This is a genomic window from Mycobacterium sp. MMS18-G62 (genome assembly GCF_053877835.1).
Map to the genome: position 1 here is coordinate 3,149,480 of NZ_CM132662.1, position 19,263 is coordinate 3,168,742.

The 19,263-nt window shown below is 65.7% G+C and carries 18 protein-coding genes and 1 pseudogene; 8 read left to right on the forward strand and 11 right to left on the reverse strand.

The genetic code is table 11. The features are described 5' to 3' along the window. Positions 1-7: 7 nt before the first annotated feature. Complete coding sequence (locus tag ACWW36_RS15685; RefSeq protein ID WP_456136933.1) at positions 8-841, reverse strand: alpha/beta fold hydrolase; 834 nt, start codon at positions 839-841, stop codon at positions 8-10. A gap of 61 nt (positions 842-902) precedes the next feature. Here ACWW36_RS15685 and ACWW36_RS15690 point away from each other — a divergent pair, with 61 nt between their 5' ends. From ACWW36_RS15690 to modA, 5 genes are all read left to right on the forward strand, one after another. After that, on the forward strand, positions 903-1,697 hold the full coding sequence (locus tag ACWW36_RS15690; protein WP_456136934.1) for an exodeoxyribonuclease III: 795 nt from the start codon (positions 903-905) through the stop codon (positions 1,695-1,697). Positions 1,698-1,836: 139 nt separating this feature from the next. Continuing rightward, positions 1,837-2,853 (forward strand): tryptophan--tRNA ligase, encoded by a 1,017-nt coding sequence (gene trpS / locus ACWW36_RS15695; protein ID WP_456136935.1) that lies wholly within the window; start codon positions 1,837-1,839, stop codon positions 2,851-2,853. A 19-nt stretch (positions 2,854-2,872) separates the two neighbouring features. After that, positions 2,873-3,895: an inner membrane protein YhjD gene (yhjD, locus tag ACWW36_RS15700; protein ID WP_456136936.1), complete on the forward strand. Its 1,023-nt coding sequence runs from the start codon at positions 2,873-2,875 to the stop codon at positions 3,893-3,895. An 87-nt stretch (positions 3,896-3,982) separates the two neighbouring features. After that, the gene (locus ACWW36_RS15705) at positions 3,983-4,390 is read left to right on the forward strand and encodes a TOBE domain-containing protein (protein ID WP_456136937.1); all 408 of its coding nucleotides are present in this window, start codon (positions 3,983-3,985) and stop codon (positions 4,388-4,390) included. Beyond that, on the forward strand, positions 4,387-5,139 hold the full coding sequence (modA, locus tag ACWW36_RS15710; protein WP_456136938.1) for a molybdate ABC transporter substrate-binding protein: 753 nt from the start codon (positions 4,387-4,389) through the stop codon (positions 5,137-5,139). The genes ACWW36_RS15705 and modA overlap by 4 nt, the downstream gene beginning before the upstream one ends. Here the strand turns inward: modA and ACWW36_RS15715 are convergent, their stop codons facing one another. From ACWW36_RS15715 to ACWW36_RS15730, 4 genes are all read right to left on the reverse strand, one after another. Then, positions 5,140-6,360 carry a D-alanyl-D-alanine carboxypeptidase family protein gene (locus tag ACWW36_RS15715; RefSeq protein ID WP_456136939.1) on the reverse strand — a complete coding sequence of 407 codons (1,221 nt, stop codon included), beginning with the start codon at positions 6,358-6,360 and terminating at the stop codon, positions 5,140-5,142. A 68-nt stretch (positions 6,361-6,428) separates the two neighbouring features. Continuing rightward, positions 6,429-7,433 (reverse strand): SMP-30/gluconolactonase/LRE family protein, encoded by a 1,005-nt coding sequence (locus ACWW36_RS15720; RefSeq protein ID WP_456136940.1) that lies wholly within the window; start codon positions 7,431-7,433, stop codon positions 6,429-6,431. Positions 7,434-7,456: 23 nt separating this feature from the next. Next, positions 7,457-8,866 carry an aspartate aminotransferase family protein gene (locus ACWW36_RS15725; protein ID WP_456136941.1) on the reverse strand — a complete coding sequence of 470 codons (1,410 nt, stop codon included), beginning with the start codon at positions 8,864-8,866 and terminating at the stop codon, positions 7,457-7,459. After that, on the reverse strand, positions 8,863-9,384 hold the full coding sequence (locus ACWW36_RS15730) for an Lrp/AsnC family transcriptional regulator (protein ID WP_325333587.1): 522 nt from the start codon (positions 9,382-9,384) through the stop codon (positions 8,863-8,865). The genes ACWW36_RS15725 and ACWW36_RS15730 overlap by 4 nt, the downstream gene beginning before the upstream one ends. Before the next feature lie 122 nt (positions 9,385-9,506). Here ACWW36_RS15730 and ACWW36_RS15735 point away from each other — a divergent pair, with 122 nt between their 5' ends. Further along, the gene (locus ACWW36_RS15735) at positions 9,507-11,000 is read left to right on the forward strand and encodes a gamma-aminobutyraldehyde dehydrogenase (protein ID WP_456136942.1); all 1,494 of its coding nucleotides are present in this window, start codon (positions 9,507-9,509) and stop codon (positions 10,998-11,000) included. Here the strand turns inward: ACWW36_RS15735 and ACWW36_RS15740 are convergent. Then, complete coding sequence (locus ACWW36_RS15740; protein WP_456136943.1) at positions 10,997-12,724, reverse strand: APC family permease; 1,728 nt, start codon at positions 12,722-12,724, stop codon at positions 10,997-10,999. The two genes, ACWW36_RS15735 and ACWW36_RS15740, sit on opposite strands and share 4 nt — an antisense overlap. Before the next feature lie 144 nt (positions 12,725-12,868). On the opposite strand from ACWW36_RS15740, the gene ACWW36_RS15745 reads away from it, so the two are divergent. After that, the gene (locus ACWW36_RS15745; protein ID WP_456136944.1) at positions 12,869-13,807 is read left to right on the forward strand and encodes a sigma-70 family RNA polymerase sigma factor; all 939 of its coding nucleotides are present in this window, start codon (positions 12,869-12,871) and stop codon (positions 13,805-13,807) included. Here ACWW36_RS15745 and ACWW36_RS15750 read toward each other — a convergent pair. Next, positions 13,746-14,378: pseudogene (locus ACWW36_RS15750) on the reverse strand (carboxymuconolactone decarboxylase family protein); the annotation flags it as partial. The gene ACWW36_RS15745 and the pseudogene ACWW36_RS15750 sit on opposite strands and share 62 nt — an antisense overlap. Positions 14,379-14,526: 148 nt before the next feature. On the opposite strand from ACWW36_RS15750, the gene ACWW36_RS15755 reads away from it, so the two are divergent. Continuing rightward, positions 14,527-15,714 carry an IS30 family transposase gene (locus tag ACWW36_RS15755; RefSeq protein WP_456142502.1) on the forward strand — a complete coding sequence of 396 codons (1,188 nt, stop codon included), beginning with the start codon at positions 14,527-14,529 and terminating at the stop codon, positions 15,712-15,714. Positions 15,715-15,760: 46 nt separating this feature from the next. On the opposite strand, the gene ACWW36_RS15760 is transcribed toward ACWW36_RS15755, so the two are convergent. From ACWW36_RS15760 to sdhC, 4 genes are read right to left on the reverse strand one after another with little or no spacing between them, the layout of a single operon-like run. Then, the gene (locus ACWW36_RS15760; RefSeq protein WP_456136945.1) at positions 15,761-16,537 is read right to left on the reverse strand and encodes a succinate dehydrogenase iron-sulfur subunit; all 777 of its coding nucleotides are present in this window, start codon (positions 16,535-16,537) and stop codon (positions 15,761-15,763) included. Beyond that, entirely contained in the window at positions 16,537-18,291 is a 1,755-nt protein-coding gene (gene sdhA / locus ACWW36_RS15765) for a succinate dehydrogenase flavoprotein subunit (protein ID WP_456136946.1), read from the reverse strand. Before sdhA ends, ACWW36_RS15760 begins: the two co-directional genes overlap by 1 nt. Before the next feature lie 12 nt (positions 18,292-18,303). After that, complete coding sequence (locus ACWW36_RS15770; RefSeq protein ID WP_456136947.1) at positions 18,304-18,777, reverse strand: succinate dehydrogenase hydrophobic membrane anchor subunit; 474 nt, start codon at positions 18,775-18,777, stop codon at positions 18,304-18,306. Continuing rightward, a complete protein-coding gene (gene sdhC, locus ACWW36_RS15775; RefSeq protein ID WP_456136948.1) occupies positions 18,774-19,202 on the reverse strand; it encodes a succinate dehydrogenase, cytochrome b556 subunit in 429 nt (142 codons plus the stop codon). The genes ACWW36_RS15770 and sdhC overlap by 4 nt, the downstream gene beginning before the upstream one ends. Positions 19,203-19,263: the final 61 nt, after the last annotated feature.

Sequence of the window (19,263 nt, forward strand, 5' to 3'; positions counted from 1 at the left end):
TGGCGGACTAGCCGATTGCCGTTTTCGGCGGCGGAGTCGCGTAGCGGTCGGTGAATTCGACGATCAAGTCCGCAACCCGCTGCGGCGCTTCGAACATCGGGATGTGCCCCACGCCGTCGAGGTGGGTGATCTCGGTGGTAGCCGGCAGATGCGTCGTGAAGTGCCGGGTGAACCGCGGATGCGGCAGAACGTGGTCCTTCTCGCAGATGACGAGGTGGGTCGGCGCACTGCCCTCGGCGAGCTCCAGCAGACCCGGCAGCAGCAGCGACTTGACCAACAGCTGGTAGTAGGCCGGGCAGTGAGTGACGTCGTCGATGATGTCCAGCCAATCCTCATCGCTCAGGCGGTCGGCGCTCGCGCTGATCGGCACGTAGGCGAGCTGGCGCACATACGGCAGTTTCAGTGCACGCGGACCGAGCGCCTTGGCGGTGAGCCAAACGGGCAAGCCGGCCAGGAACTTGAACACGATCTCGAACTTGGCGGGCGTGAAGTGACGCCACCCGCCAGCGGGCGCGATACCCGTCAGCGTGCGGGCCCTGCCGCGTCTTTCAAGTTCGAAGGCGACCCAGCCGCCGAGCGAGTTGCCGACGATGTGCGCTGTGCCCCAGCCCAGCGCGTCGAGCCGGCGTTCGACATCGTCGGCCAGCGAAGCCGAATCCAGGAAGAACGGCCCTTTGGTGCCGCCGTTGTGCCCGGGCAAAGTCGGTGCGAAGACCTCATACCGGCCGGTCTCAGCAATCAGCGGCGCGACCGTTTTCCACACCGTCTGGGACATCATGAACGGGTGCAGCAAAAGGATTGGCTCGCCGGAACCCAGGTGAATCGGTGCACGCTCGGTCATGGGCCCGACACTAAAGGTGATACCGCTGGTACCGCAAGCCCGTCCGTTAGGGTCTGGCGACGTGATCGTCAGCACAATCAACGTCAACGGCATTGGCGCGGCGATCAAGCAGCGCTCTGACCAGAACCTCGGGCTGCTGCCGTGGCTGGCCGATACGCGGGCCGACGTGGTGTGTCTGCAGGAGGTCCGCGCCGACGACGACCAACTGGCCTCGGCTTTGGCGCCCGCGTTGGCCGACGGCTGGCATCTGGCGTCCGCAGGTGGAGATCTCAAGGGCCGCAACGGGGTTGCCGTGCTCAGCCGCCACCCGATCGAGGCGAAGCGCGATCTGGGCGTCGATGAGTTTGCGCTTCACGGCCGCTACTTGGAGGTGGATATCGCCGGGCTGACGGTGGCCAGCGTCTACATCCAGACCGGTGAAGCGGGGACCGATCGTCAGCTCGAGAAGGAACGCTTCATGGCCGCGCTCGCGCACCGGATGTCGACGCTGACCGATCGCGACGCCGTCGTCTGCGGCGACTGGAACATCGCGCACACCGAGAACGACATCAAGAATTGGAAGGGCAACGTCAAGAAGTCGGGTTTCTTGCCGAGTGAGCGTCAGTGGCTCACCGAGCTGTTGGCCTCAGGCTGGGTCGACGTGCTCCGGGTATTGCATCCCGATGTCGCAGGCCCGTACTCCTGGTGGTCGTGGCGGGGGAGGGCCTTCGACAACGACGCCGGTTGGCGTATCGACTATCAGTTGGCGACACACGGATTGGCTGCGCGGGCGGTGGCCGCACGGGTCGAACGCGCCGCGGCGTACGCGTTGCGGTGGTCGGATCACTCGCCGGTGACCGTCGAATACACGGGCTAGGTGGTCGGGCAGCCCTCGCGGGTGAGGTGTAGACGGTGTTGCCCGCGGCCGAACCCGCCCGGCTTGACGATCTTTGTGCAGAAACCCGCGCTCAACGCGGTCAATTGCACAAAAGCTGGTGTGAAAAGATCGGTGCATCATGAGCACTTCCACCAAGCGCGTCGTCTTCTCCGGCGTGCAGCCCACGTCTGACTCCCTGCATCTCGGCAACGCGTTGGGGGCCATCAGCCAGTGGGTGGGCCTGCAGGACGAGTTCGACGCGTTCTTCTGCGTCGTCGACCTGCACGCGATCACGATCCCGCAGGATCCCGAGCAGCTGAAGCGGCGCACGCTGGTCACCGCGGCGCAGTACCTGGCGCTGGGCATCGACCCGTCGCGATGCACGATCTTTGTGCAGAGCCACGTGCCGGCCCACGCCGAACTCGCTTGGGTGCTGGGCTGTTTCACCGGGTTCGGCCAAGCATCGAGGATGACTCAGTTCAAGGACAAGTCGCAGAAGGAAGGCACCGAAGCCACCACCGTCGGGCTGTTCACCTATCCGGTCCTGATGGCCGCCGACGTGTTGCTCTACGACACCGACGTGGTGCCGGTCGGTGAGGACCAGCGCCAACACCTGGAGCTGGCGCGCGACGTCGCGCAGCGGTTCAACTCGCGCTTCCCGGACACGTTCGTCGTGCCCGACGTGCTGATCCAGAAGGCCACCGCGAAGATTTACGACCTGCAGGATCCGACGTCGAAGATGAGCAAGTCCGCCGCCACCGAAGCGGGGCTGATCAGCCTGCTCGACGACCCGAAGGTGTCGGCCAAGAAGATCCGCTCGGCCGTCACGGACAGCGAGCGCGATGTGCGCTACGACCCCGCGGAAAAACCGGGGGTGTCCAATCTGCTGACCATCCAGTCGGCGGTGACCGGCACCGATATCGACAAGCTCGTCGAGGGCTATGCAGGTCGCGGATACGGCGACCTGAAGGCCGACACCGCTGAGGCCGTGGTCGAATTCGTCACCCCGCTCAAGGCGCGTGTCGACGAACTGCTCGCCGATCGGACCGAACTCGAGTCGGTGCTCGCGGCCGGCGCGGAGCGCGCAAAGGACGTGTCTGCAAAGACATTGCAGCGGGTATATGACCGGTTAGGGTTCTTGCAGCCACGCGGATAACGCCTTCGGGAGGCTGGTCATGTCGGAGCCGGCCAAACCGGGCATTCTCGACCGGCTGCGCGCGCGGTACGGCTGGTTCGACCACGTGATGCGTGCGCAGGGGCGGTATCAAGACAGTAAGGGCGACTTCTACGCCGCAGGTATCACCTACTTCACCGTGTTCGCGTTGTTCCCCTTGCTGATGGTGGCATTCGCCGTCGGCGGCTTCGTGCTCGCCAGCCAGCCCGACCTGCTCGCCGAAATCGAGGACAAGATCAAGTCGACGGTGTCCGGCGATTTCGCCCAGCAGCTTGTGGACCTGATGGAGTCGGCGATCAAGTCGCGCACCTCGGTGGGAATCATCGGCCTGGCCACCGCCGCCTGGGCCGGGCTCGGTTGGATGGCGAACCTGCGTGAGGCGCTCACCCAGATGTGGGGCCTGATGCGACACGAGCCGCCCGGTTTCCTCCGAACCAAGCTGTCCGATCTGGTCGCCATCGTGGGCTTCTTCGTCGCGATCGTAGTCACGATCGCGCTTACCGTGCTTGGCAGTTCGGACCTGATGAAGCACCTACTGGAATGGCTTGGTCTACAAGATGTTCCGGGAGTTGGCGCGGTCCTGCGTGTGGTGTCGCTGCTCGTGTCGGTGTTTGTTTCGTGGATGTTGTTCACGTGGGTGATCGCGCGGCTGCCCCGGGAGACCGTGACTTTCCGCAGCGCGATGAGGGCGGGCTTGTTGGCGGCGGTCGGTTTCGAGGTCTTCAAACAGGTGGGGTCGATATATCTGCAGGCGGTGGTTCATGGCCCAGCCGGTGCGACGTTCGGGCCGGTGCTGGGCTTGATGGTGTTCGCGTATATCACCGCGCGGCTGATCCTGTTCGCGACGGCTTGGGCGGCGACGTCGGCCGAAAACCTCGTGGAGGAGCCCGTTGAGCCGCCGTCGCCGGCGCAGATCACGGTGCGAGTTCAGGAGCGCGAGGGCATGGGTGCGCGGGGAGCGTTGGCCGCCGCTGCGATGGGAGCGGTTGGGGCGCTTGGCGTTTCGCGGCTACGGCGGCACTAGGGCCTGGGTAGCGAAGGTTAGTATCCGCAACTGCGGATGGAATCCGCATCTTGCGCCGCATATGCGGCATTGCGCTACTATTCCGCCGTGCCGATGATCCGGGTCCGCGAAGCAGCCGACCTCTTGGGTGTCAGCGACGACACTGTGCGGCGATGGATCGATGACGGCAGCCTTCCCGTCAGCCAAGACACGTCAGGGCGCAAAGTGATCGACGGCGCCGCGCTCGCCAAGTTCGCACGGGCCAACGCGGCGACCGCGCCAAAGGATCCTCTTAGCGTCGCGAGCTCTGCGCGGAATCGCTTCGCCGGACTCGTCACCAATGTCGTGACTGACAAGGTCATGGCACAGGTCGAAATGCAATGCGGGCCCTTCACGGTGGTGTCGTTGCTGAGCGCAGAAGCTGTGCGCGAATTGCATCTCGAACCGGGCAGCATCGCCGTCGCCGTCGTCAAGGCGACCACGGTCATCGTGGAAACTCCAGGAGGTCAGTCGTGAAACGTGCTCTCGTCGTCCTGCTGCTGGTACTGACGGCCGGCTGCGGCTCGACGAGCGAATCACTCCCGGCGGGCGGCGGAAAGATCATCGTTTTCGCGGCCGCCTCGCTGAAGGAGGCGTTCACCGGCATCGGGAAACAGTTCCAGGCCGCCAATCCCGGTGCATCGGTGGAGTTCTCGTTCGCAGGGTCCTCGGATCTGGTCACGCAACTGACCCAAGGCGCGCAGGCGGATGTCTTCGCTTCCGCCGACACCAAGAACATGGACAAGGCAGCGCAGGCCGGACTGCTGGCGGCTGACCCCGTCAACTTCGCGTCGAACACCCTCAACATCGTTGTCGCGCCGGGAAACCCCAAGAAGATCACGGCATTTCGAGATCTGACGAAGCCGGGCACCACCGTCGTCGTCTGCGCGCCGCAGGTTCCTTGTGGTTCGGCGACGCAAAAGGTCGAGAAGTCCACAGGTGTCGACCTGGCGCCGGTGAGCGAGGAGTCCTCGGTGAGCGATGTCCTCAACAAGGTCACGTCCGGTCAAGCCGACGCGGGCGTCGTCTACGTCACCGACGCGATCGCAGCGGGCGACAAGGCCACCGCCGTCCCGTTTCCCGAAGCTGCCGGTGCGGTGAACACCTATCCGATCGCCGCGCTCAAACAGTCCCAACACCCCGAACTGGCAAGGAAATTCATCGACCTTGTCACCAGCACAGCGGGGCAGGAGACCCTGAGCGCAGCGGGTTTCGCCAAGCCCTGACTAGCGCGCGGGGCGGCGGTTCAGCGACCGCGCGCCCATGATGAGCCCGAACACAATCACCGAGCCGACGATGCCGACGCCGATGCGCACCGGCATGGCGTCGATATCCGGTAGCGGTGTGGACGCGGCACTCACAGCAGAGTCGCTGGCAGCGTCCGGCTTTCGCGCCATCAGCGATGGATCGGGTTCGATCAGCGTGCCCACTTTGGTGCCCGGCGCGGTCGCGAACCCGTAGTCCAGCAGGTGCGCCGCCTGCTCCCAGGGCGCGATCGGCTGGCGGGTGCCGTGCATAAGCACCGCAACCAGCCGGCGGCCGTCGTGGTTGGCGGCGCCCACGAAGGTTTGGCCCGCGTCGTCGGTGTAACCGGTCTTGCCGCCGAGCGCGCCGGGGTAGTTGTAGAGCAGCTGGTTGTCGTTCTCCACCGGATAGCCGGCGTCGCCGCGGCCCGGGAAGTCGAAGCTGCGGGTGGCGACGATGTCGCTGAAAATCGGGTTCTGCCAGGCGTACCGGTAGAACAGACCGATGTCGTAGGCCGACGTGCTCATGCCAGGCCCGTCGAGGCCCGATGGCGTGGCGGCCCGGGTGTCGCGGCCGCCGAGCTTGCCTGCGAGGTCGTTGATCTTCTGCAGTGCGGCGTCCATCCCGCCGAGCTGGGCGGCCAGCGCATGGGCGGCGTCGTTACCGGAATGCATCAGCAGGCCGTGCAGCAGGTCGTTGATCGAGTAGAAGCCCTGGGGCCCGACGCCGACCTTGGTGCCTTCGGCGTTCGCGTCGTCTTGCGTGCCGGCCACAACCTTGTGGATGGGCAGTTCCTTGATGGCCTGCATCGCGATCAGCACCTTGATGATGCTGGCGGGCCGGTGCCTGCCGTGCGGATCCTTGGCGGCGATGATGTCGCCGCTGTCGAGGTCGGCGACCAGCCATGCATCGGCGGACACGTCGTCCGGCAGCGGGGGAGTGCCAGCCGCGGTGATCACACCGCAGCCGGACAGCGCGTCACCGCCGAGCGGCTTGGCGGGCACTGGCAGCGGGCCCGGCGGATCGCCGGCCTCCGGCACCTCCGACGAGTCGACGGCCGGTGGTGTGGATTCGCGGTACGGGCAGGTGGCCCCCTCCGGCGCAGCATTCGGTTCGGCGCTTGCCACTGCCGGGGCCAATGCCAGGAACAGGCCTGCTGCCAGCGCTGCAGCGCGATAGAACGTCGGTCGCGAGGTAGCCATCGGGATAGCAGCGTAGGGGAGAAACCACGGGACATCGGGGAGCCGCGCTGTGACTGGTGGGGACGAAGTTACAAAAGTGAGACCGTCGTGTAGGCGACGGCCGGAAAGCCGATCGTCGCCATCCACAGCTTGCCGTCGGCTTCGACCAGTCCGGTGACCATCCCGAACGACGGGTGCTCGGTGCGCAGGCCGGCCACCGCCTCGCCGCTGTCGGGATCGAACGCGACGGCCCAGACCTCGGGCTTGATCTGGGGCTGCAGCCGGTCCGGGAGCTTCCACAGCAGCTTGCGCAACACGGGCGCGCGTGGCGCCAGCCAGTCGGCCGCGGCGTTGACCGGCGATACGAGCGCAACCCAGATGCGCCCGTCGGCGCCGGTGGAGATGTTGTCGGGATGCCCGGGCAGGTTGACCGCCAGCGGTGTGACGGTTCCGGCCTGCGGACCGGTGAGCCAGTACTTCGACAGTCGTCGTCCCAGTGTCTCGGCGAACACCAATGCTGACCCGTCGGCCGTCTGTGTGACGCCGTTGGCGAAGTACAGTCCCGGCACCACGGTGAGCACGGTGCCGTCGGGGTCGCGACGGAACAGGCTGCCACGCGCCCGCGCCTCTAGCACTGCTCCTTTGAAATATGCGTAGGTGAATGCGCTTGTTGACTCGGTGAAATAGATTGTGCCGTCGGGTGTTTCGGTGACATTCGAGCAGAACTGCAAGCGCCTGCCGTCGACCTCGTCGACCAGCGTCTCGAACGCACCGCTGCTTGTGTCCATGGCGAGCAGACCGCCAGGGCTTGTGCAGACGAGCAGCCGCCCATCGCGCGCGACGGCAAGGCCGAGTGGGCGGCCGCTGGTGCGGCCCACCACCGCGGTCTCGCCGCCGTCAGGGGAGACCCGCACGATACGCCCGTCGATCAGGCCGGCCCAGAGGTAGCCGTCGGCATCGACGACGACGTCTTCTGGTGCGTCACCCGGCATCGGGACAACGGTCAGCTCAGCGGGACCGAAATCCGGCAGCGGATCGATGGGCGGCGGTTGCCAGCGGACAGGATCGACGGGTGGCTTCGTCGTTGAGGTCACGCGCCCGACGCTACGCCGAAGGCTCAGTGCCAGGCATCACCACGGGTCTGCAAGTGATCCCACGCTCGCGTCAGCACGCTGCGCAGAATCTGCTCGATCTCGTCGAACTCCGCCTGGCCGCTGATGAGTGGCGGCGCCAGCTGGACCACCGAGTCGCCGCGGTCGTCGGCCCGGCAGTACAGGCCCGCCTCGAACAGCTCCGTCGATAGGAAGCTGCGCAGCAGCCACTCGCTGAGCTCGTCGTCGAGGACCTGCTTGGTCGCTTTGTCCTTGACCAGCTCGATGCCGTAGAAGTACCCCTCGCCGCGCACGTCGCCGACGATCGGCAGATCGAGCAGCTTTTCCAGAGTGGCGCGGAATGCCGGCGCGTTCTGCTTGACCCGGTCGTTGAGGCCCTCGCGCTCGAAGATATCGAGGTTGGCCAGCGCCACCGCAGCCGAAACGGGATGCCCGCCAAAGGTATAGCCGTGCGTGAACGTCGTCTTGCCGTCGTTGAACGGCTCGAACAACCGGTCGGAGGCGATCATCGCGCCGATCGGCGAGTAGCCCGACGTCATGCCCTTGGCGCAGGTGATGATGTCGGGCACATAGCCGAAGTCGTCACAGGCGAACATCGAACCGATGCGGCCGAACGCGCAGATCACCTCATCGGACACCAGCAGCACGTCGTACTCGTCGCAGATCTCCCGGACACGTTCGAAATACCCTGGGGGAGGCGGGAAACAGCCGCCGGCGTTCTGAACCGGCTCCAGGAACACCGCGGCGACGGAGTCCGGTCCCTCGAACTCGATCGCCTCGGCGATGCGGTTGGCCGCCCACTGACCGAACTCCTTCTCGTCCTTGTCGTACGGCGCCGGAGCCCGGTAGAAGTTGGTGTTGGGCACCCGGAAACCGCCAGGGGTGATCGGTTCGAACGGTGCCTTGAACGTCGGCAGACCGGTAATGGCCAGCGCGCCGTGCGGGGTGCCGTGGTATGCGATCGCACGCGAAATCGCCTTGTATTTCCCGGGTTTGCCGGTCACTTTGAAGTACTGCTTGGCCAGCTTCCATGCGGACTCGACGGCCTCGCCGCCGCCGGTGGTGAAAAACACCCGGTTGAGGTCGCCCGGCGCGTAGTGGGCGAGTCGTTCAGCGAGCTCGATGGCCGGCGGAGTGGCATAGGACCACAGCGGGAAGAACGACAGCTTCTCGGCTTGCTTGGCTGCGGCCTCGGCCAGCTCCGCGCGACCGTGTCCGGCCTGGACCACGAACAGGCCCGATAGCCCGTCGAGGTAGCTCTTGCCCTTGTCGTCCCAGATCCGCACGCCTTCGCCGCGAGTAATGATCGGCGGGGTGATATCGGCGCCGTGGCGGGCGAAGTGTCCCCACAGGTGCCGGTTCGCCTTTGCGCCCAGTCCGGTCGAAATCTCTTGAGTGGTATCAGTCGTAGTCATCTCGTACCCCAATTGTATTGCTGCTTAACAAGTTTCAGATAGACGAGCGTTTCGGTTGATATCACCCCAGGAAGTGCGCGGATCTGCGTGTTGAGTAGGTCAAGGAGGTCGTCGTCGTCCTCGCAGACGACTTCGACGATGGCGTCGAACGAGCCGGCTGTAAGCACCACGTAGTCGACGGCCTCGATGGCGGCCAACTTCTCGGCCACGCGAGTGGTGTCGCCGGTACAGCGGATGCCGATCATCGCCTGGCGCGCGAAACCCAGCTGCATCGGGTCGGTGACCGCGACGATCTGCATGACGCCGGCGTCGACCATACGCTGGACACGTTGACGCACGGCGGCCTCGGACAACCCGACCGCCTTGCCGATGCCCGCATACGACCGACGGCCGTCCTGCTGCAGCTTCTCGATGATCTGCTTCGACAACTCGTCGAGCTGGAACGCCGCGCCCGGCCGCGAAGTGTTTACGCGGAGCGAGATGGGCGCCATGCCGTGCGAAGCACCCGTATTAGCCATGCCTGTGATTGTGCACGGAATCCGTCGTAGCAAGCAACCATAGCGATGAAATCACGCGTTTGAGGGGGTGCCCGCTGCGGGAATGCGTAGCCGCGTCCGTTCGGGTCGGCTAGCGTTGGGCCATGACTGTGACCGTGTCTACCAGCGTGGCAGGCAGCTGGATCGACGGCGCCCCGGTCCTGACCGGCGGCGGCCTGCATCGGGTCATCAACCCGGCGACCGGCGACGCCGTCACCGACTACGCGCTGGCTGCGCCGACCGATGTCGATTTGGCCGTCGCATCCGCCCGCGCCGCGCTCACGGGATGGGCGACGGCGACGCCGGCGGAGCGGTCGGCGGTGCTGTTCAAGCTCGCCCAGCTGGCAGGAGAGCACGCCGACGACCTGGTGGCCGAGGAGGTCAGCCAGACCGGCAAGCCGGTGCGGCTGGCCGCGGAGTTCGACGTCCCCGGCAGCGTCGACAACATCGACTTCTTCGCGGGCGCAGCCCGCCACCTCGAGGGCAAGGCCACCGCGGAGTACTCCGGCGATCACACGTCGAGCATCCGGCGCGAGGCGATCGGCGTCGTCGGCACCATCACGCCGTGGAACTACCCGTTGCAGATGGCGGTGTGGAAAGTGTTGCCCGCGTTGGCCGCCGGCTGCACCGTGGTGATCAAACCGTGCGAGCTGACGCCGCTGACCACGCTGACGCTGGCCCGTCTCGCGAGTGAGGCCGGGCTGCCCGACGGTGTGTTCAACGTGGTGACGGGTCTGGGCGCCGACGTGGGCACCGCGCTGGCCGGGCACCGGGACGTGGATCTGGTGACGTTCACAGGGTCGACGGCAGTGGGCCGCAAGGTCATGGCCGCCGCGGCCGACCACGGCCACCGCGTGCAACTCGAACTCGGCGGCAAGGCGCCGTTCGTGGTGTTCGACGACGCCGACCTGGACGCCGCCATTCAGGGTGCGGCCGCAGGTGCGCTGATCAACACCGGCCAGGACTGCACGGCCGCGACGCGAGCGATCGTGGCGCGAGAGCTGTACGACGACTTCGTCGCCGGCGTCGGCGAGCTGTTCGGGAAAGTGGTGGTTGGCCTGCCGGACGACCCGGATACCGACCTGGGCCCCCTGATCACCATGGCGCACCGCGAGAAAGTGGCGGGCATGGTCGCGCGTGCGCCGGGGCAGGGCGGCCGCATCGTCACCGGCGGCAGCGCCCCGGATCTACCGGGTTCGTTTTACCGGCCGACGGTCATCGCCGATGTCGACGAGCAGTCCGAGGTGTACCGCGACGAAATCTTCGGCCCGGTGCTGACGGTGCGCCCGTTCACCGACGACGACGACGCGCTACGGCAGGCCAACGACACCGACTACGGTCTGGCGGCATCGGCGTGGACCCGCGACGTGTATCGCGCGCAGCGGGCGTCACGCGAGATCAAGGCGGGCTGTGTGTGGATCAACGACCACATCCCGATCATCAGCGAGATGCCGCACGGCGGCGTCGGCGCTTCCGGCTTCGGTAAGGACATGAGCGACTACTCGCTCGAGGAGTACCTCACGATCAAGCACGTGATGAGCGACATCACCGGCGTCGCCGAAAAAGGCTGGCACCGAACGGTTTTCACCAAGCGCTAATTCTTCGTGAACTCCTCGCCGGTCTGCGGGTCGACGGCCTTCTCGCCATGCGGCAGGTTGGATAGGTCGGGGGAGATGACCGTCGGCATGTCACCGGAGTCAGGCAGCCCGAAGCGCGGCGTCGCTGCGGTGGCCGGTTCGAGCAGCAGGTCGCTGCGGCGCGGCAGGGTGATGCCCTTGAAGAATTCGGGGGACATCATCCGCCAGATCACCATCAAGATGAGGCCGAGAACCAGTGCGCCGATGCCGACGACGGCGACTGCGCCAAACCCGAAGATCGTGACGTTGTTGCCATCGTCATCGGTCAGCCAGTCGGCCTTCGCGTACTGCAGCAGGCCGTAGATGAACACGACCAGCAGCACCACCCCACCCAGCAGGGGGACGACGCCGCGCATGACGAAATCGCGCACATTGCCGGTGAGGGTCTTGCGGTAGAACCACACGCAGGCAAAACCGGTGAGGCCGTAGTAGAACGCGATCATCAAACCGACGGAGCCGATCAGAGCCGTCAGAAGGTTCGTGCTGATGACGGTGAACAGCACGTAGAACACCGCCGAGACCACGCCCATCACGATCGTGGACGTCGTCGGGGTCAGGTACCTGCGGTGAATCTTGGCGAAGGACTCCGGCAGCGCCTTGTAAACCCCCATCGACAGCGTCGTGCGCGCGGTGGGCAGGATCGTGGTCTGCGTCGACGCCGAGGCCGATGTCAGGATCGACGCGGACAGCAGCAGCATCCCGATGTGGCCAAGGACGCTGTCGCCGAACAGATCCGGCCCTATCGCGGCGAACACGTCCGCGGAGTTGTCCGGGTTGCCCAGGCCGATGCCGTCGGTGCCGACGCCGGCGAAGGCGACCGCAGCGACGCTCACCAACGCGTACGTGGCCAGCAGCAGGAAGGTCGAGATCACCGCGGCGCGCCCGGGTGTGCGCCCCGGGTCGTCGGACTCCTCGTTGCACGCCACCGCGGTGTCCCAGCCCCAGTAGATGAAGATGGTGGTGAGCACCGCGGGTGCGATGACGGTGCCGAAGTCCAGCCCGCCGGGCCAGAACCAGGACAGCTGTGGGAACAGCGAGTAGTCCTCCGCGTGGTGCGTGTACACCTTGTAAAGCGCCACGATCGACAAGATGATCAGCACGACGATCTCGATGGAGAGCAGCGCGTATTGGATTCGCGCAGACACTTCGATGCCGCGGTAGCAGATGTAGGTCATCACGGCGATCCAGACGACGCCGGCCACGGTCGCCCAGAACGTGTTGTCGGCCAGGTCGGCGGCCGAATGCCAACCGAGGTCGCCCACGAAGGTGAACGAGTAAGCCCCGGCGATCTGCGCGAGGTTCGCCATCACGATGACGTCGGCGGCGATGATGCCCCAGCCGCCCAGCCAGCCGATGATCGGACCGAATGCCCGCGACGCCCACGTGAACGTGGTGCCGCAGTCGGGTTCCGCCTTGTTCAATTCCTGGTAGGCGACGGCTATCAGGTACATCGGGATGAAGGAGATCAGGACGATCGCAGGCGCCTTCACGCCAGACAGCAGCGCACCGCCGCTGGCGATGATCAGGCCTAGCGTCGCGGCGAGGCTGTAGGCCGGTGCCGTGGATGCCATGCCGACGACCACGCTGGACAGCAGCCCGAGCGCGCCGCCCTTGAGGCCCTTACTCTCGACCGTCGACCCCGAGGGTTCGCCGGTCGGCTCGAGCGTGAGCTCTCCTTTACTCATGCCATCTCCCTTGTGCGAGGCTTCTCCAGCTTTTGAGACAATACGGTTTCAGTCGCTGATCTGCGCTGTAACCACGGAATTATCTGCCGAACACCGGCTATGCGGCGAAATCAGTCGATGGAGCCGGCGAACTAAGCTGATTTCATGACTGCGAGCACGCGCGTCGACGAGTTCGAGCAGCTACGGCCCCATCTGCTGGCCGTTGCGTATCGGCTCACGGGCACCGTCGCCGATGCCGAAGACGTGGTTCAGGATGCGTGGATCCGCTGGGACGGCAGCGATGCCGATGCGATCAGCGATCTGCGGGCGTGGCTGACGACGGTCGTGAGCCGGCTGAGCCTGGACCGGCTGCGCTCGGCGGCGCACCGGCGCGAAGCCTATTTCGGCGAGTGGCTGCCCGAACCGGTGGTGACGGGTTTCGACGGCAACGATCCACTCGCCGCGGTGGTGGCCGCCGACGACGCCAGGTTCGCGGCGATGGTCGTGCTGGAGCGGCTGACTCCTGACCAGCGGGTGGCGTTCGTCCTGCACGACGGTTTTGCGGTGCCGTTCGGCGAGATCGCGTCGGTGCTCGGGATCAGCGACGCGGCCGCGCGGCAGCTGGCCTCCCGTGCGCGGCGGGCGGTTGCGTCGGCGCCGGCACCGGTCGCGGACGACTCGCACAACGAAGTCGCGGGCACGCTGATGGCAGCCCTTGCCGCCGGTGACATGGAAGGCGTTGTGCGCCTTCTGCATCCAGAGGTCACGTTCACCGGTGACTCGAACCGCCGGGCCCCGACCGCCGCCCGCGTCATCCACGGGCCCGACAAGGTCGCGCGCTTCCTGTTCGGCTTGGCCCGCCGCTACGGGCCGAACTGGCTGGCGGGTGCCCAGCTGGCGTTGATCAACGGCCAGCTGGGCAGCTACACCGAAGGCGCCCCGCCTCGCGACGGCTACCCGGAGCTGATGCCAAGGGTCACCGCGATGACCGTGCGCGACGGAAAGGTCTGCGCCATATGGGATATCGCGAACCCGGACAAGTTCACCGGCTCGCCGCTTGCTCCTCGGTCTGCCACGGAACCCGGCACGCGTCACCGGAACTGAAGCCCTGCTCGGTGATTCCGAGCGCCGAATACATGCGCGCCCGCATGTTCTCCACTCCGACCTGATACGTCAGCTCGATCACCCCGTCGTCGCCGAACCGGTTGCGTAGGTCGGCCACCTGCTCGTCGGTCACCGTATGCGGGTCGGTGGTCATCGCATTGGCGTAGGCGATCGCGGCGCGTTCGTCGTCGGTGAAAAGCGGCGAGGTCGCATAGCTGTCGATGTCCTTGAGCCGGTCCACATCCAGGCCGTCGAGCCGCTGCAGCATCGAACCGAAGTCGACGCACCACGAGCAGCCGATGGTGCGGGCCGTCCAGAACACCGCGAGCTCGCGGACGTTCTTCGGCAGCTTCTTCGACCCGGACTCCAGCAGCGTCTCATGTACGGCATTGGCGACCAGCAGCCTTGGGTGATGCGCGGCGACCGCAAACGGCTCGGGCACCTCGCCGAAGCGGCGTTTCGCCACACGGTAGAAGATCTTCGTCAGCAGCGAGGCCTGCTTCGGGGGCACCGGATCGATACGCGTCTTTTGTGTCATATCGGTTAGACGAGACAGCCCGCCGAAGTGTGACATGCCCTTGCCGAGCAGACGCAAAAGGCCGCGACACGCCGCTTGGGTTCTGGGGGTGAATGCAACAGCCATCTAGTTGGAGGTTGTTGTGTACCTGAAGGCCTACCGGTCGGTCGTGCGTCAGTTTTGGGATCACATTCGCGACGGCCTGTCTGCCGGCGAGGCGGGAGTCGCTGTCGGCGTGTCGGTTCACGCCGGCCAGAATTGGTTTGCCCAGGCTGGCGGGGTGAGACCAAAATTCACTGATACCGGGCCGCGTAAGTGGTCCCCGCTGTGCCTAGATGAACGCATTGAGATCCACGTCGGCGTCAAGACTGGAGAGTCCATCCGCTCGATCGCCCGCCGACTCGGCCGTCCGGCGTCGACCATCATGCGCGAGATCAACCGAAATGCGTTCTGCTACGGGCGCTATCGCGCCCGCTATCGGTTCGGCGCCGACTGGCACGGTGGTTGGGACCCCACCCCGCGCTACAGCGCGACCGCAGCCCAGGCCCACGCCGAGATGCGAGGGCGCCGACCCAAACCCGGCAAGCTTGCGGTCCACGAACGGTTGCATGATGAGGTGCAGAATCGGCTCGAAGACAAATACAGCCCCGAGCAGATCTCCCGGCGACTGCGGTTGGACTTTCCTGACGATGTGGAGATGCGGGTGTCCCACGAAACCATCTATCAATCGATCTACGTGCAAGGACGCGGCAGTTTACGTCGCGAGCTGCACCAATGCCTACGCACTGGGCGTGCGGTGCGCCGACCCCAACGCCGAGCCGATGCCCGCCGCACCCGCATCCGCGACATGGTCAACATCAGCGAGCGCCCCGCTGAGGTCGAAGACCGCGCGGTGCCCGGACATTGGGAGGGCGATCTGATCCTGGGCGCACAGGGTAAATCCGCGATCGGCACCCTGGTGGAACGGTCCACCCGGTTCGTGATGTTGCTGCACCTGCCCGACGACCACGGTGCGCTGGCCGTGCAAGAAGCGATCGTGGCGAAAATGGCGCAGCTGCCGTCGATCCTGCGTAAGACCTTGACCTGGGATCAGGGCATCGAGATGGCCAACCACGCCGCCATCGCCCAAGCCACCGAACTCGACATCTACTTTTGCGATCCACACTCGCCCTGGCAGCGCGGCAGCAACGAAAACACCAATGGGCTGCTGCGCCAATACTTTGCCAAAGGCACTGACCTATCAGTGTTTCCCGCCGATTACCTCGATTACGTCGCCGCCCAACTCAACACCCGACCGCGTGAAACACTGGGCTGGAAGAAACCCGCCGAAGTCCTCGACGAACTACTCTCAAACCCGCCCAAACCACCCGCTGTTGCAATCACCGGCTGAAACCGCCCCGACGAAAAGGACCACTTTGCGTCTGCTCGCGCAGAGATCAGCGGGCGAACATCAACGCGCGCTTGACTTCCTGGATGGCCTGCGTCACCTGGATGCCGCGCGGGCATGACTCCGTGCAGTTGAACGTCGTACGGCAGCGCCAGACGCCGTCGACGTCGTTGAGGATGTCGAGCCGCTCGGCGGCGCCCTCGTCGCGGCTGTCGAAGATGAACCGGTGCGCGTTGACGATCGCGGCCGGCCCGAAGTACGAGCCCTCGCTCCAGTACACCGGGCAGCTCGTCGTGCAGCACGCGCACAGGATGCACTTCGTCGTGTCGTCGTAGCGCATCCGGTCGGTCTGGCTCTGAATCCGTTCGCGCGTAGGAGGATTGCCACTGGTGATCAAGTACGGCTTGATCGCGCGGTACGCGTCGAAGAAGGGCTCCATGTCGACGATCAGGTCCTTCTCGACGGGCAGACCGCGGATCGGCTCGATGGTGATGGTGAGCTGCTTGCCGGGCTTCTTCGGCAGCAGATCACGCATCAGCACCTTGCAGGCCAGCCGGTTGACGCCGTTGATGCGCATCGCATCCGAACCGCACACACCGTGCGCGCAGGACCGCCGGAACGTCAAAGTGCCGTCCAGATACCACTTCACGTAGTGCAACAGGTTCAGCAGCCGGTCGCTGGGCAGGCAGGGCACGCGGAAGCTCTGCCAGCCCGCGGCGTCGGGGTTCTCCGGGTTGAAGCGGGCGATCTTCAGCGTCACCATCACCGAGCCCTCGGGCACCGGGGGAGTGGTGGCGTCGTTCTTCTCGACTGCGGGGGCGCTCATCAGTACTTCCGTTCCATCGGCTCATAGCGCGTCTGCACCACCGGCTTGTAGTCCAGCCGGATATCGGACAGCAGCTCGGTGCCCTCCTTGTAGGCCATGGTGTGGCGCATGTAGTTGGTGTCGTCGCGGTTGGGGTAGTCCTCGCGGGCATGGCCGCCGCGGGACTCCTTGCGGTTCAACGCACCGACGACGGTGACCTCCGCCAGCTCGAGCAGGAATCCCAGCTCGATCGCCTCGAGCAGATCGCTGTTGTAGCGTTTACCCTTGTCGTGCACCGTGATTCGGGCATACCGCTCTTTCAAGGCGTGGATGTCCGTCAACGCCTGCTTCAACGTTTCCTCGGTGCGGAACACCGCGGCGTTGTTGTCCATCGACTGCTGCAGCGCGCCCCGGATGTCGGCGACGCGCTCGTTGCCCTGTTCGGACAGGATGTCACCGACCCAGCCGGTGACCATCTCCGCCGGCTTATCCGGCAGGTCGACGAAGTCATGGCCCAGTGCGTAATTCGCCGCGGCGATGCCGGCGCGACGGCCGAACACGTTGATGTCGAGCAGCGAGTTGGTGCCCAGCCGGTTGGCGCCATGCACCGAAACGCACGCGCATTCGCCGGCCGCGTACAGCCCCGGGACGATCGTCGTGTTGTCCCGCAACACCTGACCGTTCACGGTCGTCGGGATGCCGCCCATCACGTAGTGGCATGTCGGATAGACCGGCACCAGCTCCGTGACCGGGTCGACACCGAGATACGTGCGGGCGAACTCGGTGATGTCGGGCAGCTTCGCTTCCAGGACGTCCTCACCGAGGTGGCGCACGTCGATGTAGACGTAGTCCTTGTTCGGTCCGGCGCCACGGCCCTCGAGCACCTCGAGCACCATGGAGCGGGCGACGATGTCGCGCGGCGCCAGGTCGACGATCGTCGGCGCGTAGCGCTCCATGAAGCGTTCGCCCTCGCCGTTGAGCAGCCGGCCGCCCTCGCCGCGGACCGCCTCGGAGATCAGGATGCCCAGCCCGGCAAGGCCCGTCGGGTGGAACTGGTGAAACTCCATGTCCTCCAACGGAAGTCCCTTACGGAACACAATGCCAAGGCCGTCGCCGGTCAGGGTGTGCGCGTTGGACGTGGTCTTGTACATCCGGCCAGAGCCGCCGGTGGCGAACACGATCGCCTTGGCGTGGAACACGTGGATGTCGCCGGTGGCGAACTCGTAGGCGACGACGCCGGTCGCCACCGGTCCGGCCTGCGTCTCGGTCATCGCGATGTCGAGCGCATAGAACTCGTTGAAGAACTCGACGTCGTGTTTGACGCAGTTCTGATACAGCGTCTGCAGGATCATGTGGCCGGTGCGGTCGGCGGCGTAGCAGGCCCGGCGCACAGGCGCCTTGCCGTGGTCGCGGGTGTGGCCGCCGAACCGGCGCTGGTCGATGCGGCCCTCGGGGGTCCGGTTGAACGGCATCCCCATCTTCTCGAGGTCGAGCACCGCGTCGATGGCTTCCTTGCACATGATCTCGACCGCGTCCTGGTCGGCGAGGTAGTCGCCGCCCTTGACGGTGTCGAACGTGTGCCACTCCCAGTTGTCCTCTTCGACGTTGGCCAGTGCCGCGCACATACCGCCCTGGGCTGCGCCGGTGTGGCTGCGCGTCGGATACAGCTTGGTCAGCACGGCGGTGCGTGCCCGCGGACCGGCCTCGACCGCCGCGCGCATCCCCGCGCCGCCGGCCCCGACGATGACGACGTCGTAGCGATGTTCAACAAGCATCTCGGATACCTCTTATGCGATGTTCGCGTCGAAGGTCAGCAGCACGTAGGTGCCCAGCACCAGAGTGAACGCCATGGACAGTGCCAGCAGCGCGTTCAGCCAGAACTTCGTCGAGTCTTTGCGCGTGTAGTCGGCGATGATCGTGCGTATGCCGTTGCCGCCGTGCAGCTGCGCCAGCCACAGCAGCAGCAGGTCCCAGGTCTGCCAGAACGGCGAGGCCCAGCGTTGCGCGACGTAGTTGAAGTCGATGCGGTACACGCCGTCGTCCCACATCAGCATCACGAACAGGTGGCCAAGCGCGAGGAAAACCAGCACGATTCCGGAGAACCGCATGAACAGCCAGGCGTACTTCTCGAAGTTGGGCATGCCACCCTTGCGCCGCGGCGCGCGCGGGTTGTCCAGCCCGGGCGGGCGGTCGTAGCTGCGCTGCAGCACGGGGGCGGGGCCGCCGCGGTCGCTGATGTGGTCGTAAGGGTTTTCGGTCATAGGAATCGCTCCGCCATGTGCATGCCGAGCACGCCCAGCGACGGGATCAGGACCGCAAGCGTGACGCCGACCACGATCCACAACATCAGGCGCTGGTACTTGGCGCCGTGCTGCCAGAAGTCGATCAGGATGACCCGGATGCCGTTGAGGGCGTGGTAGACGACGGCGACCACGAGGCCCATCTCCATCAGCCCGACGATCGGGGTCTTGTACGTCTCGATGACCTCGTTGTAGGCCTGCGGGCTGACCCGCACCAGCGCGGTGTCGAGAACGTGCACGAACAGAAAGAAGAAGATCGTCGCACCCGTGATGCGGTGCAGTACCCAGGACCACATGCCGGGATCACCGCGATAGAGGGTGCGCCTGCGCGACGGTTGAGATCGCGGTGCCGGCACCGCCGGACTCGCGGGTGTCGCTGTACTCATCGGGCCTCCAACGCCTTCGGTGGACGCTTGGGCCGGCCTACCACCCAGCCCAAACCTCGGG